This window comes from Flagellimonas yonaguniensis (assembly GCF_029193885.1).
In the GTDB taxonomy this organism is placed as follows: Bacteria; Bacteroidota; Bacteroidia; order Flavobacteriales; family Flavobacteriaceae; genus Flagellimonas; species Flagellimonas yonaguniensis.
Genome location: NZ_JARFVB010000014.1, coordinates 30,968 through 45,520, shown reverse-complemented (window position 1 = coordinate 45,520; position 14,553 = coordinate 30,968). Strand labels below are relative to the sequence as shown.

Genomic DNA, 14,553 nt, shown 5'->3' with positions numbered 1-14,553 from the left:
TTTCTTCTAGAAATCCATTAATGGCTTTAAGGTTATGAACCTAAAGCTATGGAACTCATTTAAACTTTTTTAATTTGAACTTTTTCAGGGTCAATATTATGAATGACATATGCCAAGATCAGAACGAAATTCCCCGGTATAAATTCAAATATCTAAGAAACAATTAAGCCATATCCACTATTAGAGCCAATTAAGGTTGGTATGCTGAACTTAAGCCTATGCAATTTATACCCATTTATGGTCACTTCATCCATGTTTGTTGCCCGCAACGTGACAAAGATTTAATTTTCCAGTCCCTAAATCATAGATACAATGAAACTTGACCTCGTGATTGTTGACGATTCCCGCTTATGGCTTTCCCTTGCAGAAAAACTTGCAAAGCTCCATCCTCTGGTGGGAAGGGTAACAACTTTCCAGGACTCTATTGATGCCTGGATCCATATTCAGACCTGTAAGCCCCAAGTTGTCATGACCGATATTGAGATGCCAGGCATGGATGGGCTTTCTTTTCTTGAAATGTTCGGGGGAAGAATCCCTTTTATATCAAGTTCCACAAAGGACGGATATGCTTTAATCGCGAGAGAACTGGGATGTATCGATTTTTTGTGTAAGCCCTATTCCAAAGATTATTTCGATATGGCCATCACTTCTGTTCACCGTACACTTTGCCATGATTCCAGTACGGCCTTTAAACCATTGACCAAGCAATTCTGAAGAAAGGCGTTCATCGTTATTTTGGAGGAACTCTATTATGGTGTACCTGAATATCCAAGGAAAATCACCCTTGAGGGTATCCATGGAAGGGCTTCACTTCAGTTTGAATATATGAACTGCTATGTCACAGGTTTTGAAACCCCTACTCAAGTCCATCCCAAAAATCCATGTACCTATTATGAGGACAACTCCTATGGAAAGGCCACGTACAAATATGTGCCAGAGCATCTGGTGGGTTCCTCCTCGTCCATATACTTTGAAGAATCCTATGCCGAGGTTTCTCTAAAGAGCATATCCCATAAAATAAAACTTTATTGATTTACTCAATGGGGTAAAAGACTTGTTACGATACCGCATGAGCATAATATGGGGGAACCAAAACGGTCAGCAGTAATTGAATGTTCAGGTATTTTTAACCCTGTACTATACTTCCGATTTTCCATTTGTGGTAATTGAAATTGCGCAATTCGAACTGGAAAATTATCAACTAAACCATATTCGGCTAAAATCAATTTTTGATTGTTTATTTTTATTGCTTTATATATAATACCCATAATGCCACCGAAAAATTCCTCTACTTCATCAAAACCTAAATATTCAACAGCAGAACACATAAGAGGCCCAAAGAGTAGATTATTGGAACTCTTATTTGTATTTAAGGTCGCAGGACAATTTTTGAAAGGTTTTAGATTATTTCATTTTATAGGGCCTTGCGTTACGGTATTCGGTTCTGCCAAAACTGTTAAAACCGATTATTTCTATAAAAAAGCATACAACATAGGAAAAGGAATTGCTGATCAGGGCTTTACCACAATGACAGGTGGTGGGCCTGGTATTATGGAAGCTGCCAATAAAGGGGCTTATGAAAATAATGGGCTTTCCGTAGGCTGTAACATTAAGCTGCCTTTCGAGCAAGAACCAAATCCGTATATGCATCGATTTATGAATTTTAACTATTTCTTTGTTCGTAAGTATATGATGCTAAAATATTCATATGCCTTTATAGTTATGCCAGGGGGTTTTGGAACGATGGATGAACTCTTTGAAACACTAACATTAATACAAACGGCAATGATTGAAAAATTTCCTGTTGTAGTAATAGGGACAGATTATTATGACAAGCTTTTTGAATTTCTTGAAATAATGTGTCAACGAGAATCCATCTCACAAGAAGACTTAAAGCTTCTGAAATTTACCGATAGTGTCCATGACACAATGACCCATATAGCAACATACATGGATATCATACCAAAACCTAAAAGACCCCTGTGGTTGCTCTATGAAAAAAGAATAAAAATAGCTAGACAAAGATTATTCAATAATGGAAAAAAGAATTAAAGTATTTGACGACTATCATGAGTTGGTGCCCTTTTCAATGGAGAAATTGGCGGATTCCATAAAGGTGATCGGCTTGCCAGAGCCTAAACAACAGTTTGTGCTAAACCAAGTCAAGTCAATACTTTATGATGGTATTCCTGTAGAAGAAATTTTTGAATACGTTTTTAAGCTTCTCAAGGAAGAAGGAAGTTCCAGTGCTGCAAAATATAAACTCAAAAGAGCTCTTTTTGAATTGGGTCCAACCGGGTACCCTTTCGAAAATTATATAGGGGCAATATTGACGCAAATGGGTTTCAATACAGATGTAGGCGTTATTCTTCCAGGTAAATGTGTGAATCATGAAGTAGACGTAATGGCCACTAAAGAGGGTAAGGCCTTTATAGTAGAATGTAAGTTTCACTCTAGTGACGAAAGGAAAAGTAATGTAAAAGCTCCATTGTATATTAAGGCCCGTTTTGATGATGTCCGTGATACATGGAACAATAAAGATGTAGAAATCATCGGTGGATGGCTAATTACCAATACCTGTTTTACTGAAGATGCGATTGCTTACGCAAATTGTGAGAACTTGATGTTATTAAGTTGGGATTACCCTAAAAAAAGAGGGCTACGAGCCATGATCGATCTTTTTAAAATGTATCCTGTTACTTGTAGTACCATCCTTTCAAAAAAAGAAAAGCAAGAGCTTATCAATCGAAATATTGTACTTTGCAAAGACGTTGTCGACAACCCTAAAGTCTTAAATCAATTTCGAATTTCTATGGATAAAAAACAGCAGATTATTGACGAATTCAAGGCAATTGTCGCTCATAATGGATAGAGTAGATTCAGTAAAGATTATCTGTTCGGTAATGAAATGAATCCATAGCATTGTATTGAATATTTGCTATTAGTTATATTACCATAAGGCCATAGCATATCCTTGTTCAAAACACATCGTATCTTATATTCATCATGGATTTCAATAATTAATATTTTGTAGGCCGGTCAATTATCGTCTTTTTTGTTCAATTCAGAATTATTCAATGATTCCTGAATATAGAAATAAACCCATTCCAATAATTCATAATCATTACTAAAAAAAAGTTGGACCCTTCAACAATAATTGAAGCAAAAGCTCAAAACGCTCTTGATATGTTTGACTTATTTCACCGTGCCCATTATACAGTTCACTGCGTTGAATAGGTATGCTCAAGGGAGCGGTCCAAGCACGCAATGCCTTTGCCACGGCATCCATTGCAGTTATGCCTTGTATGGCCTGAACACCATCAGCCCAACAGACCAATCCTACCACCTTACCACTTAGATAGGGATGTGTTTCCCTTGAACTATATTCCATCCAGTCCAGACAGTTTTTCATTGCCCCGGTCATACCTCCGTGATAGAGTGGACTTAACCATATATGTATGTCGGGTTCCCTGAACATCTGGTTCATACGGACCACTGATTCAGGTACCTTGACCATAGGAACCTCAAATACCGGAATCTCGGAGTCGGTAATGGTAAATACATTGGTTTCAATTCCTAGGTTACCCAGAAGTTCTTCCAAATACCCCGTAAGACGTTTAGCAGTTGTATTTTCGCTGCGTTCGACCGCACCATTGAATATTAATGCCTTCATTTTTCCTTTCTTTTATAGATGACCTTGGGCAGCCCGGCTTCCCCATAAAACAGGGCAGCAACCCATGGTTTGAGTTTCTTCGTGATGGACATATACAGTTCGGGAGCTATGTGACTGTTCTGCTGGACCACAACCCGTTGCCCTTTGAGATGCGAAAAATCAGATAATTCAATGGATTCCCGCCATAATCGGAAATTCAATTGATCAGGGGTTGCCAAAGCTATTTCTGAGGCTATGCCCTGCAATTTTGCGCTAATGGCCATAAAGGCCCATTGGGGCACAATGGCATCTTCAGTGCATACCACAGCTACAGGTTTGCCCCTAAAGAACTCCCAATCCATTTGTGACAGAAATAACCTAAATTCCTTTTCCACCAAAATCATTCCATGGGTCAAACCATCTTTGATATCAAATGGCAGACTTTTCTCTTTTGGTTGATATTCTAGAAGGTCTAAGGTTAATATTCCATTCTGGGCCATCTCAAGTATAGATTTCAATTTTAAATCAGGAGTGCACAAAAGTACACTCCTGAACCCTCAACTAAAAAAACCTTGGGAAACACAACCCTTACCCAAGGATTTTCCTTTACTCGTTAGTAGCTATAATGGCCACATCTATATTACCTCTCGTCGCATTGGAATAAGGACAAATTTGATGTGCAAAATCTGCCAATTCCTGTGCTTTTTCCAAATCGACATCAGGAATGTTAACCACCATCTCGACGGCCAATTTATACCCTCCTTCTTTGGTTTGCCCCAAACTGACCTTTGATGTCACGCTTGTAGTACCGGTCTTTATCTTCGATTGGGATATGGCCAAATCAAGGGCACTCCCAAAACAAGCCGAATAACCTGCAGCAAAAAGCTGTTCCGGATTGGTATATTCATTATTGGATCCACCAAGGCCAGTGGGCATCCTAACTTCAAAATCGAGGACATTGTTATCACTTTGCACATGTCCATTTCTACCACCTATGGTGGTTACAGTTGCAGTATATAATGTTTTCATTATTGTTAATTTAATTGTTCAATATTATTTTAGTTATAATGTACTTCCCTATATTTATACACTTTCACCTTCCAATCAAGAACCTGCCAAAAGGCACTTATATAATCTGCCTTGTTCTTTGTAATTTCAGGTAAAAGGCATGTTCCCAGATATCAAGCCCGAAAATTGAATACACCTGATTTATAATGTTGACGTCCATTCATCAATGCTTTTTTGAAACCTTCCACAAGTCTTTGATGGTAGCGAAGCCTTGAGGGTTCAACATCAACAATGTGCTTCGAAGCATCATAGGAATACGTCAACTCAGCTAGAGCATATATGGTTGAAATTTTATGTCATAGTTGACTTCGCAAAGATAAAGGTAATTTTAATTAAACAAAATTTTTACTTGTTTTATTATGTTTAATGAGGCGAAGTTGTTTTAAGTCCTTTGATATTGCCCGAGCATACAAATTTTGGTATTGTCAATACTAGTTATAAGACATTATAACGCTTTAAAAATTGTAGGCCGATCGCGCATAAATTAATCAACCCATAAGACACCATTAAAAACCAATTCAGCAAAAAATGTTAGTTTTTATAATGGGTTATTGGAAAAATATTTGAATTGTCCAATAACCCTATCAGTAGGAAAATCTGCATATCAGAACCATGGATCAATAATTTAAAATAAGCTTGAAAAAGATTAATTTATGACCGATGGGAAAAAAACGGTGCTTTTTCTTAAACCTAGCACAGAACATCCGACAAATATCACAATATCATGCAAATTTCAGAGTTTAACAAAGCTTAAAATTATGATTTCACTGGATTGTCCTTTTCATGGATGCCCCCAGTAACCTCATTACGCGTTCGGAAGGTTCAATTTGATATGTAGCCATCATTCGATCTGTCTCTTTCCGGATACCGCCCAAAAATTTTGCCTCTGTAATAATCCCCTCTTTATGGTCGGCCAATGCCAAATACCATTTAAAATAAGAAAAGGACATATAGTTTTTTACGAACTGAGACTCCCGCTCAATAAGGTTGTACCGTCTGATAGTTTTCTTTATTTGCTTGAATTCTTCCAAGTGCACCAATGTTTCTATATAGGTCCTGAAGAACTTGTTCCAATTGTGTTCCAGAATATCCTTTTCATAAATGGACAAACGATTCTCGGCATACTGTCTGGAGTTAAGGTACTGACCGTTATCGTTATAACTTTTCATCAAAGACGAAATGAACAAGGTACGGTTGTACTTATTGGACATCTGTCTCGCAAACGGCCGTGCTTCTATCAAAAGGTCCAACGCCTCTTTTGACCTCCCCAATTTGGACAGGTTAAAGGAGTAATTGTTTAAATACATGATATAATCGTTCCCCTGTTCACTTATGGACAACTTTCCGTAGTACAAGGCAAGATCATATTGGTTCATCTTCATTAAGATGAGCTGCTTGTTCCCATAATAATTGAGCAGCAGTTTTTTGGAATAGCATGACCCATCTTCCAATTTTGTTTCCAATTCCCCATAATACCCAAGTACCTCTTCCAAATTATCATCCTTGAGAAGTGCCACATAGCTTAAGAGAATAAGGGTTTGGTATCGGTTGTAGCCATCCAACCCAACATCGGCCCAAAGACGGGTAAGCCGAACGAAAAAAAGGCTCCATCGGAAAACCCAATTTTTATGTAAAAGTCCGGGTGGTTGACGATTCAGGAAAAGAGGCCTCTACCAATGAACCAGGTGAATTGTGGATATCCGGGCCTATGGTAACCCCTGGGTACTGGCAAAATCCAGAGGCCACCAAAAACAGTCAGGAAGATGGTTGGTTCAAGACGGGCGACGTGGCCAAAATGGACGAAGAAGGCTTTTTGTACATCGTGGACCGTAAGAAACATATGTACATCAGTGGTGGTGAGAATGTCTACCCTGTTGAAGTGGAGCGTGTATTGTTGCAGCACGAAGCCATCAAGGAAGCCGTCGTGTTTGGCATTCCCCATGAAAAATGGGGCGAATGTGGCGCAGCACTGATCGTGAAGGCTCAGGAAGTCTCTTCAGATGAAATCAAGGCATACTGCTTGGAAAAATTGGCCAAGTTCAAGGTACCATCGGAAATTCATTTCATTGATACTGTCCCCAAAGGGGACACTGGTAAAATTGACCGTAAGACATTGAAAAAATCCTTTATGATTCAGAGGAATATCGGCGAAGTATAAAAAAGTTCCTCTAAGTCAAATAATCTTCATTTAATCTTCACATGAAGGGCTATCTTGATTACAAGGCAAAAAACAAAGTATGCCTAATCAGCATTCTCTTTTTTAACTCTTTTTCCAAAGCGCCTTAGGGAAATCGCAATGGCAGTGCGGTATACCCCGAACGAAATGAATGCAAAGCTTGTAAAGATAACTATTGTCAGTCCACCGAATTGGGGGTCGGCAAGTATCAAAAAGGAAAACGAGATCGTTGCAATACCAGAAATCAACAACAATCACCATGAATTTATTCGGTGGTTTTTCAATTGTATCCATATACCAATGGAAGTTGCACCCCTGAACAGCAGCCAAAAGGCCATGTATTAAGGCATTACCATCATTGTGAGCAGCGGGTGTATCAAGGGGAGGATTCCAATGATAATATCCACCATGCCTCCCACAAGATGCCAGCCCCATCCGTCTATATTGTTTCGGTTTATAATAGAAAACGAGACTTCCACAAGCCCGTTATGAAAATGATCGTACTGAAAAGAATACTCAACGAGACATAGCTTTGCAGCGATGTTCTAAAAATCCAGATACCTGTTATGGTCAAGAGGATTCCCAAAACCAACAAAATCCACCACTTGTCCGTAAATGCCTTTATTGTTTTGTCCATCGGATGTTCCATGCTGTTTTTCTTTAAAAGTGATTTTTTTTGTCAACCAACTTATAATGAAAAGATCCCAAAATCCATCACCTCTATCATGTGGAAAACATGATTTTCATTTGCGCTATTCATACCGTAGGGCATCTATGGGATTGAGCCGTGCCGCTTTTCTGGCCGGAAAATACCCAAAGGCCACACCGATCAATGCGGCAAAGCCAAAACCAATGGCGATGGCGTACCCTGCTGTGGGTATGTAAAAATCCGTGGCCTTGTAGATGATCTGGTTACCAATGATACCGAACGCAATGCCCAGGATACCGCCCGCGGCGCTCAGTGTGATGGCCTCGATAAGAAATTGGGTCAGGATATCGCTCTCCCGGGCACCGAGGGCCAGACGGGTGCCGATCTCACGGGTACGCTCGGTCACGGAGACCAGCATGATGTTCATTATACCGATACCGCCCACAAGCAGCGATATACTGGCCACCGCACCTAAGAGAATGGTCAGGATGCCCGTGATCTCACCTGTGATCTCGTTCAGTTCCACTTGCGTGGTAATCTCAAAATCGTCTTCCTGATTGGAGAGCATCTTATGCGATTCACGCAACAGATCGGTCACCTCCACCTCTGCATCGTCGATTTTGTCCTCGGTGACGGCGGAGGCCATAAAGACATTGAAATTGGTACTTCCTGCCAAGCGGTTCTGTACCGTGGTGTAGGGGGCGACCACCAGATCGTCCTGGTCACCGCCCATGCCGACCTGACCCTGTTCCTCCAACAGGCCGACCACGGTGAAGGGCACTTTATCGATCCGCAGTGTTCTGCCCACTGGGCTTTCACCCCCGAACAGTTCATCCTTGATGGTCTTGCCCACAAGGCAGACCTGTTTGGCGAGTTGCACATCGAGTTCCGAAAAGGCCTCCCCCAGGTCCACATCTCGCGACATGATACTGAAATAATCCTCGGACACACCATATATAATAGTTGTTTTGTTGCCCTGGGAAGTGATGGCATTGCCACCGGAAACAATCATGGGCGATACTTTTTCCAGCCAAACGGAGTTGTCCCTGAGGATTTCATAATCTTTTTTGGTCAGTTCCTTTCCCTTCCGCACGGAAATCCCCCCCCTGCGTTCTTCCTTGACCTGTATGATCAAAAGATTGGTGCCCAGCCCGGAAATCTGGTCCTGTACCTGTTGGGTGGCCCCCTCCCCGGCGGAGATGGTCATGATCACTGCCCCGACACCGATGATGATGCCCAACATGGTAAGCAGACTGCGGGTGCGGTTCTTGTTGATGGCCTGAAAGGCCACCTTGAATGTTTTCAACAATTGTCTCATCTTCGTTTTATTGGGCCGTTGCCTCCAGATCGCGTAGGGCGCTTTCCTTGGTGCTCCGGTTTTCTATGATCTCGTCGGTCAATACCCGTCCGTCCCTAAAGGTCACGATCCGTTTGGCGAACTGGGCGATTTCCGGCTCATGGGTAATCATCAGGATGGTCTTGCCGGCATTATTCAATCTTACGAACAGGTCGGCAATGTCGATACTGGTCTTACTGTCCAGGTTTCCCGTAGCCTCGTCCGCCAAGATCAGGGCGGGGTCGTTGACCAATGCCCTGGCAATGGCGACCCGCTGTTGCTGCCCCCCGGAAAGTTCATTGGTCTTGTGATCTATACGATGGCCCAACCCCACCTGTTCCAGCGCTTTTTTAGCCATTTCCTTGGGGTTTGAAAACCGCCCCGTGCGATCATAGACCAAGGGCAGCTCCACATTTTCAAGGGCAGAGGTGCGGGACAACAGGTTATAGCTCTGAAAGATAAACCCAATCTTTTGGTTTCGGATATCCGCCAATTGGTTTTTATCCAAAGAGTTGACATGGACACCGTCCAGATAATATTCACCGGATGTGGGTTTGTCCAAACAGCCCAGGATATTGAGCAAGGTGGACTTTCCCGAACCGGAGGAGCCCATGATGGCCACGAACTCGCCTTCCTCGATGACAAGGTCCACGCCTGTCAGTGCGTGTACCTCGATCTCACCATTTTTGAAGATACGGCCGATCTTCTTGGTCTCTATGACTTTCTTCTTGTCCGACATATGCTTATTCTTTGGTCTTGATACTGTTGATGGCCATGCTTCCCGCTTCCATGGAATCGCCGTCCAAAAAACGTTTTATCTCGGATTGTAGTCCCGTCCGTATGCCCAGTTCCACAAATTTGAAATCCAGCTTTCCCGTGTGATCTTCATAGAAAAATCCATCAATGTTCGCGGGCAGCCGTTTTTTGAAATTGGCAGGTGTAAAGGTCTCGGGGTTGTTGATGGCCCTGTTGAAATCCTCTTGCAACGAGTCGGGCAACATGGCCCTGGCCTTTTCGATCAGCCCCGGTTTGATTTCTTCCAGCATCCCTTCCGTGGGGCGGAACCGCAGGGCCGAATTGTTGATCAACAGGGCATCTTTTACCGTATCGGCAATGAACTCCAGATTGGCCGTCATGCCGGGCAACAACGATCCTTCCCGATTGTCCACATCGACCACGACCTGATAATTGACCACATTGTTGATCTCGATGGGCTGCAACCGTATCTGGCTGACCCTTCCGAAGAAATTCCTTTCGGGATAGGTCTGTACCGTAAAACGCACCTGCATGCTGTCGGTGACAAGCCCGATGTCACTTTCATCGACATCGGCCAAGATCTGCATTTTAGAAAGATCCTCCGCAATGATGAACATCCGTGGGGTGGCAAAGGATGCAGCCACCGTCTGGCCCTCTTCAACGCTGCGCTCCGTAATGGTGCCATTGATGGGCGAGGTAATACGGCCATAGCCCATATTGACCCTGATACTGTTGACCTGGGCCTGTGCGGCCTTCTTGGTACTCAAAGCCTGTTCATAGGTGAATTTGGAAGTCGTGAATTTCTGCTCGGGAATGACCTTTTGTTCGTATAGTGACCGATCCCTTTCATATTCGACCTTCGCCTGGTTCAACTGTACCTCGCTCACGGCCAAACTTGCCCGGGCACTTTCCAGGTTGGTGTTCAACAACCGTAGGTCCATTTCGGCCATAAGCTGGCCCTTGGTCACCTTATCGTTGTAATCGACATAGATCTTTTGGATGGTACCCGAGATCTGTGTGCCCACTTCGACCGTATTGATGGCCTCTAAGGTGCCCGTACTGGAAACAATGGCTTCCAGATCACCCATTTCAATGGTCGTATAGGTAAATTCCAGGTTCTTCGCATCGAGCCTGGGCTTTATGATGTAGTAAGCGGCGATGGCAAGCACAACGATTACAGGGATTATCCATTTTAATTTTTTCATCGTATTGTTTTTAAGCTTTTGTTCCCAATTCTTAAATTTTTGTACTTCTTATTCCCCACCGATCAGCAATTGATAATCGTAGTACGCGGACTTATAGTTCGATATCGCCTGTAGCCAGTTCAGGCGGGCACCGGTGTGGGAGAGTTCGGCATCGTTGACTTCCAATAGAGTGCCCACGCCCAGTTCATAGCGCTTTTTGCTCAGGGCAAGGGCTTCTTCCGTCAAGGCCATGTTTTCCTGCTGTACGGCCACTTTTTCCCGTGAAAGCCGTAATTGTGACAACAGTTCGCCATGGCGCATCCGATATTCCTTCGTGGTGAAATCCCTTTGTTCCTCGGCGATTTCCTTGTTGATCTTGGCCTGCGCCACCTTGTTTTTTGTGATTGTTCCGTTGAAGATGTCGAACCGTAGTTGCAGCCCTACCAGACTGGTCTGCACCCAATCGTAATCGGCCACCTTGAAATCGTCGGCCTGTGCCACATAGTTATAGTTTCCTATGGCGGTAAGAGTAGGAAAATAGGCCGATTTCGTCACATCGATCTGGTCCTTGTTCAGCTCGATATCGAGCTCCAATTGTTTCAATTGACTATTGTTTTCCAAGATTTGGCCGAGGTTTTCTCCAACCGGGATTCCCGGCTCGGTGAGTGTGATCGGCTCGGTCAGCTTCAGGATGTCCCCCTCGTCAAGTCCCAATAACAGTTTCAGCGTGTTGGCCAAGGGGATGATATTGCTCTGGGCTTCCAAAAGGTTGTTCTTGGCCGTGGCCACCTGTACTTTGGCCGAGGTGAGGTCGTAGTCCGTGAGGGTGCCCTGTTCGACCCTTTTCTGGATGTCGGCCACCGTTTCCTCGGCATTGCTCAAACGTTCTTGTTGTACCCTGACGATTTCTTGTGCGATGGCATAGTTGAAATAAGCCTTTTTGGTGTTGTTCTCCACGGAATGCCGGATACCGCGCGCAATCTCTTTTTGAAGGTCGTATCTTGTCCGGGACAGACGTTTATTGGCAAAGTTGAAGTTTGAGTATACGGGGAGCGACAGGTTGAGCGAACTGCTGTAATCATTGTCAAAGCCAAGCTTTGTCGGACCGCCGGTACCAAAAGGTTCCGGCAGAAAAATAACCTGTCTATCGATATTGCGGTTGTAACTTGCGTTCAATGACAGTTTTGGCAAAAAATTGCCCTTGGCCTCCCTTAGGGCGAACTCCGACACGTTGGCCTGCTCCAGGGCAATATGGACATCGGTGTTTTTTTCCAGGGCCAGTTCAAGGGCATCACCGAGACTCAGGGGAATACTGTCCTGTGCAAGGATTCCTTGGCCCCAAACGAATGCAGTAAGCACAAAGAATAGTTGGTGTACTTTCATTTCCGTCTTTGTTTGATGGACCAAAATAAGCCTTTCCCATAGTTGTTCCTATGACAACAATCATCTCTCCCAGATGATCCCCTCTCCATTTTTTTCTATGAATATGAAGGAGCATCCTACACGGGTTTGCCCCATTGGGCATCAATCATCCCATGAATATCCATTGAAACCCGTCCATGAAGACTAAATGGACTAAACACTTATGAAAATGGTGGTTTTGTGGGACATAGCCTTCCATATCCAAATAACTTTACCGCCAAATAATAGATCGTCAATGGCATTTAACCCATAATCGGGATGTTGTGTGAATGAACTTATTTGAAAAGAGTGCGGCTTGTCCCTATACAACCGGCCGGCAACCTAACCAATGGATTCATCTATCTTTTCCCAGGATCGGGCTATGGGATAGAAAAGCCTATCTTAGTATTTCCAAAAAATGGCAATCAAAATTTAGGTGAAAGATATTATACACTGTAATACCGGTATATTTAAGGCCGACCGGATAACATACGGCCAATGACTTTATATCAGCAAAGAAACGGGTTAGTGAAAATGAACCGTTTGATCGTGAGGCCAATACTGGACAAATAATCTCCAGGCCATTGTAGCTTTATCCAAAAATAGATTATGATAGGAGCTTCCCAAACCATCTTAAGTCTCGGGAAGTTGCCCTTGAAAAACCTGGGTAATTATTTATTGTTCTTTGGTGTTTTTGTTTCCTTGGCCATCTTGATGGATCCTGGTTACTTGGTACCCAAGGCGCAAAAATTTTATCATTGGGGTCAAGTGCCATTTTATTTAAGTTCCAGCCCATAAAAGTACTAATCCAAACGACCCAATTGATAAAACCCCCTTGGTCCTTACAGATATGTGTTATCCTCTACTAAATCCTCATTGAAGGGCTGATTCACCTCGACTTAAGAAGTGTCTTACATCTCATTTTGAAAAGGTGTCACAGCCCGTCTTATTCATAAAATGCACGAAATCCATTGTGTGCCCCACTCCAAAGTATAGCAGGCAATGGATGCATCCTATTTATTACCTTGGGCGGCAAATAAACTTGAAAACAAATGGCCGTAGGACGGCAAATGTTCGGCATAAAGTTGACCTAATTCTTGACCGGTACTGTTTCTCCAATCATTTTGTAACTCGGCTGAAACGGACATCCAGCTGGTGACCTTCACCCCGGCTTGTGTCAGACGGTCCATGGTTGTACGCTGGGCAATTTCGCTCCAAGTTCCAGATGCATCGATTACTGCATAAACATCGTAACCTGCAGCAATTGCCGACAAAGATGGGAACAGAACACAGACATCAGTTGAGATACCTGTAATAATCAATTTCTTTCTTCCCGTTGCTAATACCGCCTTTCTAAAATCCTCATTGTCCCACGCATTGATTTCTCCAGGACGCGCTATATAGGGAGCATCTGGATACATCGCTTTAATTTCCGGGAGCAATGGCCCATTTGCCCCATCTTCCGCACTTGTGGTAAGTATAGTCGGCAAATTGAACAGCTTGCCCAACTTTGAAATTGCCAATGCATTGTTTTTGTACGTTTCAGGACTCATATCCCTAACTGCCTGTGCGAGCCCCGTTTGATGGTCAATGATGAGTAATGCGGCATTTTCTGCCGTCAAGTTATCCGCTACATTTTTGTTGATGTGTTCTTGAATGTTTACCATTTTTAAAATATTTAATCTTTAAGCAAATTTATATATTTACAACACTTTTTTAAACAAAGCAAAATAATATACCTACTACATAAAAGTATAGTTATGAAAAATAAGGAAGAGTTTATAGAAATCCAGGCTGTTTTGGATGCTTTTGAGATTATTGGTGGAAAATGGAAATTCCCAATCATCTACAGCCTTTGCCAAAGTAAAAAGCGTTATAACGAATTACAGACTGATTTGAACGGTATTTCACCACGTTCTTTGGCCAATGCATTGAAAGAACTTGAAATGAATGGGTTGATCAAAAGAGATGCATTTGCAACTGTTCCGGTCACAGTTGAATATTCTTTGACGAAATATGGCAAAGAATTAAAACCTGTTTTACTGTCCATTCAAGAATGGGGCAAGAAACACCGAAAAAAAATAATTGATGAAATCAAAAATGAAAGCAAGGGTTAACTGTCTTTTTATCCACACAGGATATAATTTAAGTTTAAATCGAGACCAGCTAGACGCATAAGATTGCTACGGCCAAACCGAGGTTTACCGTATACGGCCTTCTCCGAATTGGTATGATCTGCGACATAGAGCATTGAGAAAATGTTGCCAGTTCTCAGCCCTAACCTTACCGCCCAAAAGCTTAAAATTAAATTTGGAAAGGGTTAAACTCCTA

Annotated in this window: 18 protein-coding genes and 1 pseudogene; 7 read left to right on the top strand and 12 right to left on the bottom strand. The window is 42.7% G+C overall.

Annotated features, from left to right (window positions below; all coding sequences use genetic code 11):
• The first annotated feature begins 312 nt into the window (after nucleotides 1-312).
• Both PY092_RS16360 and PY092_RS16355 read left to right on the top strand, forming a co-directional pair.
• Complete coding sequence (locus PY092_RS16360; RefSeq protein WP_275616887.1) at nucleotides 313-714, top strand: response regulator; 402 nt, start codon at nucleotides 313-315, stop codon at nucleotides 712-714.
• Nucleotides 715-735: 21 nt separating this feature from the next.
• Nucleotides 736-1,032 (top strand): hypothetical protein, encoded by a 297-nt coding sequence (locus tag PY092_RS16355; protein WP_275616886.1) that lies wholly within the window; start codon nucleotides 736-738, stop codon nucleotides 1,030-1,032.
• A 5-nt stretch (nucleotides 1,033-1,037) separates the two neighbouring features.
• Here PY092_RS16355 and PY092_RS16350 read toward each other — a convergent pair whose 3' ends face one another.
• On the bottom strand, nucleotides 1,038-1,328 hold the full coding sequence (locus tag PY092_RS16350) for a hypothetical protein (protein WP_275616885.1): 291 nt from the start codon (nucleotides 1,326-1,328) through the stop codon (nucleotides 1,038-1,040).
• Between the two features lie 22 nt (nucleotides 1,329-1,350).
• On the opposite strand from PY092_RS16350, the gene PY092_RS16345 reads away from it, so the two are divergent.
• Both PY092_RS16345 and PY092_RS16340 read left to right on the top strand, forming a co-directional pair.
• Nucleotides 1,351-2,052, top strand: coding sequence for an LOG family protein (locus PY092_RS16345; RefSeq protein ID WP_275616884.1), 702 nt, complete (start codon nucleotides 1,351-1,353; stop codon nucleotides 2,050-2,052).
• Nucleotides 2,036-2,872, top strand: a complete 837-nt coding sequence (locus tag PY092_RS16340) for a restriction endonuclease (RefSeq protein WP_275616883.1) — start codon at nucleotides 2,036-2,038, stop codon at nucleotides 2,870-2,872. The genes PY092_RS16345 and PY092_RS16340 overlap by 17 nt, the downstream gene beginning before the upstream one ends.
• A 255-nt stretch (nucleotides 2,873-3,127) precedes the next feature.
• On the opposite strand, the gene PY092_RS16335 is transcribed toward PY092_RS16340, so the two are convergent.
• The 5 genes from PY092_RS16335 to PY092_RS16320 form a co-directional block, all read right to left on the bottom strand.
• Nucleotides 3,128-3,673, bottom strand: a complete 546-nt coding sequence (locus tag PY092_RS16335) for an NADPH-dependent FMN reductase (protein ID WP_275616882.1) — start codon at nucleotides 3,671-3,673, stop codon at nucleotides 3,128-3,130.
• Nucleotides 3,670-4,170, bottom strand: coding sequence for a DUF2480 family protein (locus tag PY092_RS16330; RefSeq protein WP_275616881.1), 501 nt, complete (start codon nucleotides 4,168-4,170; stop codon nucleotides 3,670-3,672). The genes PY092_RS16335 and PY092_RS16330 overlap by 4 nt, the downstream gene beginning before the upstream one ends.
• 88 nt (nucleotides 4,171-4,258) lie before the next feature.
• Entirely contained in the window at nucleotides 4,259-4,681 is a 423-nt protein-coding gene (locus PY092_RS16325) for an organic hydroperoxide resistance protein (RefSeq protein WP_275616880.1), read from the bottom strand.
• 97 nt (nucleotides 4,682-4,778) lie between these two features.
• A complete protein-coding gene (locus PY092_RS19725; RefSeq protein WP_417958285.1) occupies nucleotides 4,779-4,880 on the bottom strand; it encodes a Fe-Mn family superoxide dismutase in 102 nt (33 codons plus the stop codon).
• Nucleotides 4,881-5,484: 604 nt separating this feature from the next.
• A complete protein-coding gene (locus PY092_RS16320) occupies nucleotides 5,485-6,237 on the bottom strand; it encodes a hypothetical protein (protein ID WP_275616879.1) in 753 nt (250 codons plus the stop codon).
• Between the two features lie 89 nt (nucleotides 6,238-6,326).
• Between PY092_RS16320 and PY092_RS19710 the strand changes: the two are divergent.
• Nucleotides 6,327-6,437, top strand: a pseudogene (locus PY092_RS19710) (AMP-binding protein); the annotation flags it as partial.
• The gene (locus tag PY092_RS16310; RefSeq protein ID WP_335341889.1) at nucleotides 6,429-6,878 is read left to right on the top strand and encodes a class I adenylate-forming enzyme family protein; all 450 of its coding nucleotides are present in this window, start codon (nucleotides 6,429-6,431) and stop codon (nucleotides 6,876-6,878) included. The pseudogene PY092_RS19710 and the gene PY092_RS16310, both read left to right, overlap by 9 nt.
• Nucleotides 6,879-7,350: 472 nt before the next feature.
• On the opposite strand, the gene PY092_RS16305 is transcribed toward PY092_RS16310, so the two are convergent.
• The 6 genes from PY092_RS16305 to PY092_RS16280 all read right to left on the bottom strand — a co-directional run bounded on the left by PY092_RS16305 (nucleotide 7,351) and on the right by PY092_RS16280 (nucleotide 13,889).
• A complete protein-coding gene (locus PY092_RS16305; protein WP_275616878.1) occupies nucleotides 7,351-7,545 on the bottom strand; it encodes a hypothetical protein in 195 nt (64 codons plus the stop codon).
• A 103-nt stretch (nucleotides 7,546-7,648) separates the two neighbouring features.
• Nucleotides 7,649-8,863 (bottom strand): ABC transporter permease, encoded by a 1,215-nt coding sequence (locus tag PY092_RS16300; RefSeq protein WP_275616877.1) that lies wholly within the window; start codon nucleotides 8,861-8,863, stop codon nucleotides 7,649-7,651.
• 7 nt (nucleotides 8,864-8,870) lie between these two features.
• Nucleotides 8,871-9,620 carry an ABC transporter ATP-binding protein gene (locus tag PY092_RS16295; RefSeq protein ID WP_275616876.1) on the bottom strand — a complete coding sequence of 250 codons (750 nt, stop codon included), beginning with the start codon at nucleotides 9,618-9,620 and terminating at the stop codon, nucleotides 8,871-8,873.
• Between the two features lie 4 nt (nucleotides 9,621-9,624).
• Nucleotides 9,625-10,842, bottom strand: coding sequence for an efflux RND transporter periplasmic adaptor subunit (locus tag PY092_RS16290; protein WP_275616875.1), 1,218 nt, complete (start codon nucleotides 10,840-10,842; stop codon nucleotides 9,625-9,627).
• Between the two features lie 48 nt (nucleotides 10,843-10,890).
• On the bottom strand, nucleotides 10,891-12,204 hold the full coding sequence (locus PY092_RS16285) for a TolC family protein (protein WP_275616874.1): 1,314 nt from the start codon (nucleotides 12,202-12,204) through the stop codon (nucleotides 10,891-10,893).
• A gap of 1,031 nt (nucleotides 12,205-13,235) precedes the next feature.
• Nucleotides 13,236-13,889 carry a hydrolase gene (locus tag PY092_RS16280; RefSeq protein WP_275616873.1) on the bottom strand — a complete coding sequence of 218 codons (654 nt, stop codon included), beginning with the start codon at nucleotides 13,887-13,889 and terminating at the stop codon, nucleotides 13,236-13,238.
• A gap of 93 nt (nucleotides 13,890-13,982) precedes the next feature.
• On the opposite strand from PY092_RS16280, the gene PY092_RS16275 reads away from it, so the two are divergent.
• Entirely contained in the window at nucleotides 13,983-14,339 is a 357-nt protein-coding gene (locus tag PY092_RS16275; RefSeq protein ID WP_275616872.1) for a winged helix-turn-helix transcriptional regulator, read from the top strand.
• Nucleotides 14,340-14,553: the final 214 nt, after the last annotated feature.

What these genes read in the sequence shown, in the direction of transcription:
- PY092_RS16275 (WP_275616872.1), top strand. Translation starts at nt 13,983, where the DNA reads ATGAAAAATAAGGAAGAGTTTATAGAAATCCAGGCTGTTTTGGATGCT.
- PY092_RS16310 (WP_335341889.1), top strand. Translation starts at nt 6,429, where the DNA reads ATGGTAACCCCTGGGTACTGGCAAAATCCAGAGGCCACCAAAAACAGT.
- PY092_RS16290 (WP_275616875.1), bottom strand. Translation starts at nt 10,842, where the DNA reads ATGAAAAAATTAAAATGGATAATCCCTGTAATCGTTGTGCTTGCCATC.
- PY092_RS16335 (WP_275616882.1), bottom strand. Translation starts at nt 3,673, where the DNA reads ATGAAGGCATTAATATTCAATGGTGCGGTCGAACGCAGCGAAAATACA.
- PY092_RS16285 (WP_275616874.1), bottom strand. Translation starts at nt 12,204, where the DNA reads ATGAAAGTACACCAACTATTCTTTGTGCTTACTGCATTCGTTTGGGGC.
- PY092_RS16340 (WP_275616883.1), top strand. Translation starts at nt 2,036, where the DNA reads ATGGAAAAAAGAATTAAAGTATTTGACGACTATCATGAGTTGGTGCCC.
- PY092_RS16350 (WP_275616885.1), bottom strand. Translation starts at nt 1,328, where the DNA reads ATGTGTTCTGCTGTTGAATATTTAGGTTTTGATGAAGTAGAGGAATTT.
- PY092_RS16325 (WP_275616880.1), bottom strand. Translation starts at nt 4,681, where the DNA reads ATGAAAACATTATATACTGCAACTGTAACCACCATAGGTGGTAGAAAT.
- PY092_RS19725 (WP_417958285.1), bottom strand. Translation starts at nt 4,880, where the DNA reads ATGGACGTCAACATTATAAATCAGGTGTATTCAATTTTCGGGCTTGAT.
- PY092_RS16300 (WP_275616877.1), bottom strand. Translation starts at nt 8,863, where the DNA reads ATGAGACAATTGTTGAAAACATTCAAGGTGGCCTTTCAGGCCATCAAC.
- PY092_RS16280 (WP_275616873.1), bottom strand. Translation starts at nt 13,889, where the DNA reads ATGGTAAACATTCAAGAACACATCAACAAAAATGTAGCGGATAACTTG.
- PY092_RS16360 (WP_275616887.1), top strand. Translation starts at nt 313, where the DNA reads ATGAAACTTGACCTCGTGATTGTTGACGATTCCCGCTTATGGCTTTCC.
- PY092_RS16305 (WP_275616878.1), bottom strand. Translation starts at nt 7,545, where the DNA reads ATGGAACATCCGATGGACAAAACAATAAAGGCATTTACGGACAAGTGG.
- PY092_RS16295 (WP_275616876.1), bottom strand. Translation starts at nt 9,620, where the DNA reads ATGTCGGACAAGAAGAAAGTCATAGAGACCAAGAAGATCGGCCGTATC.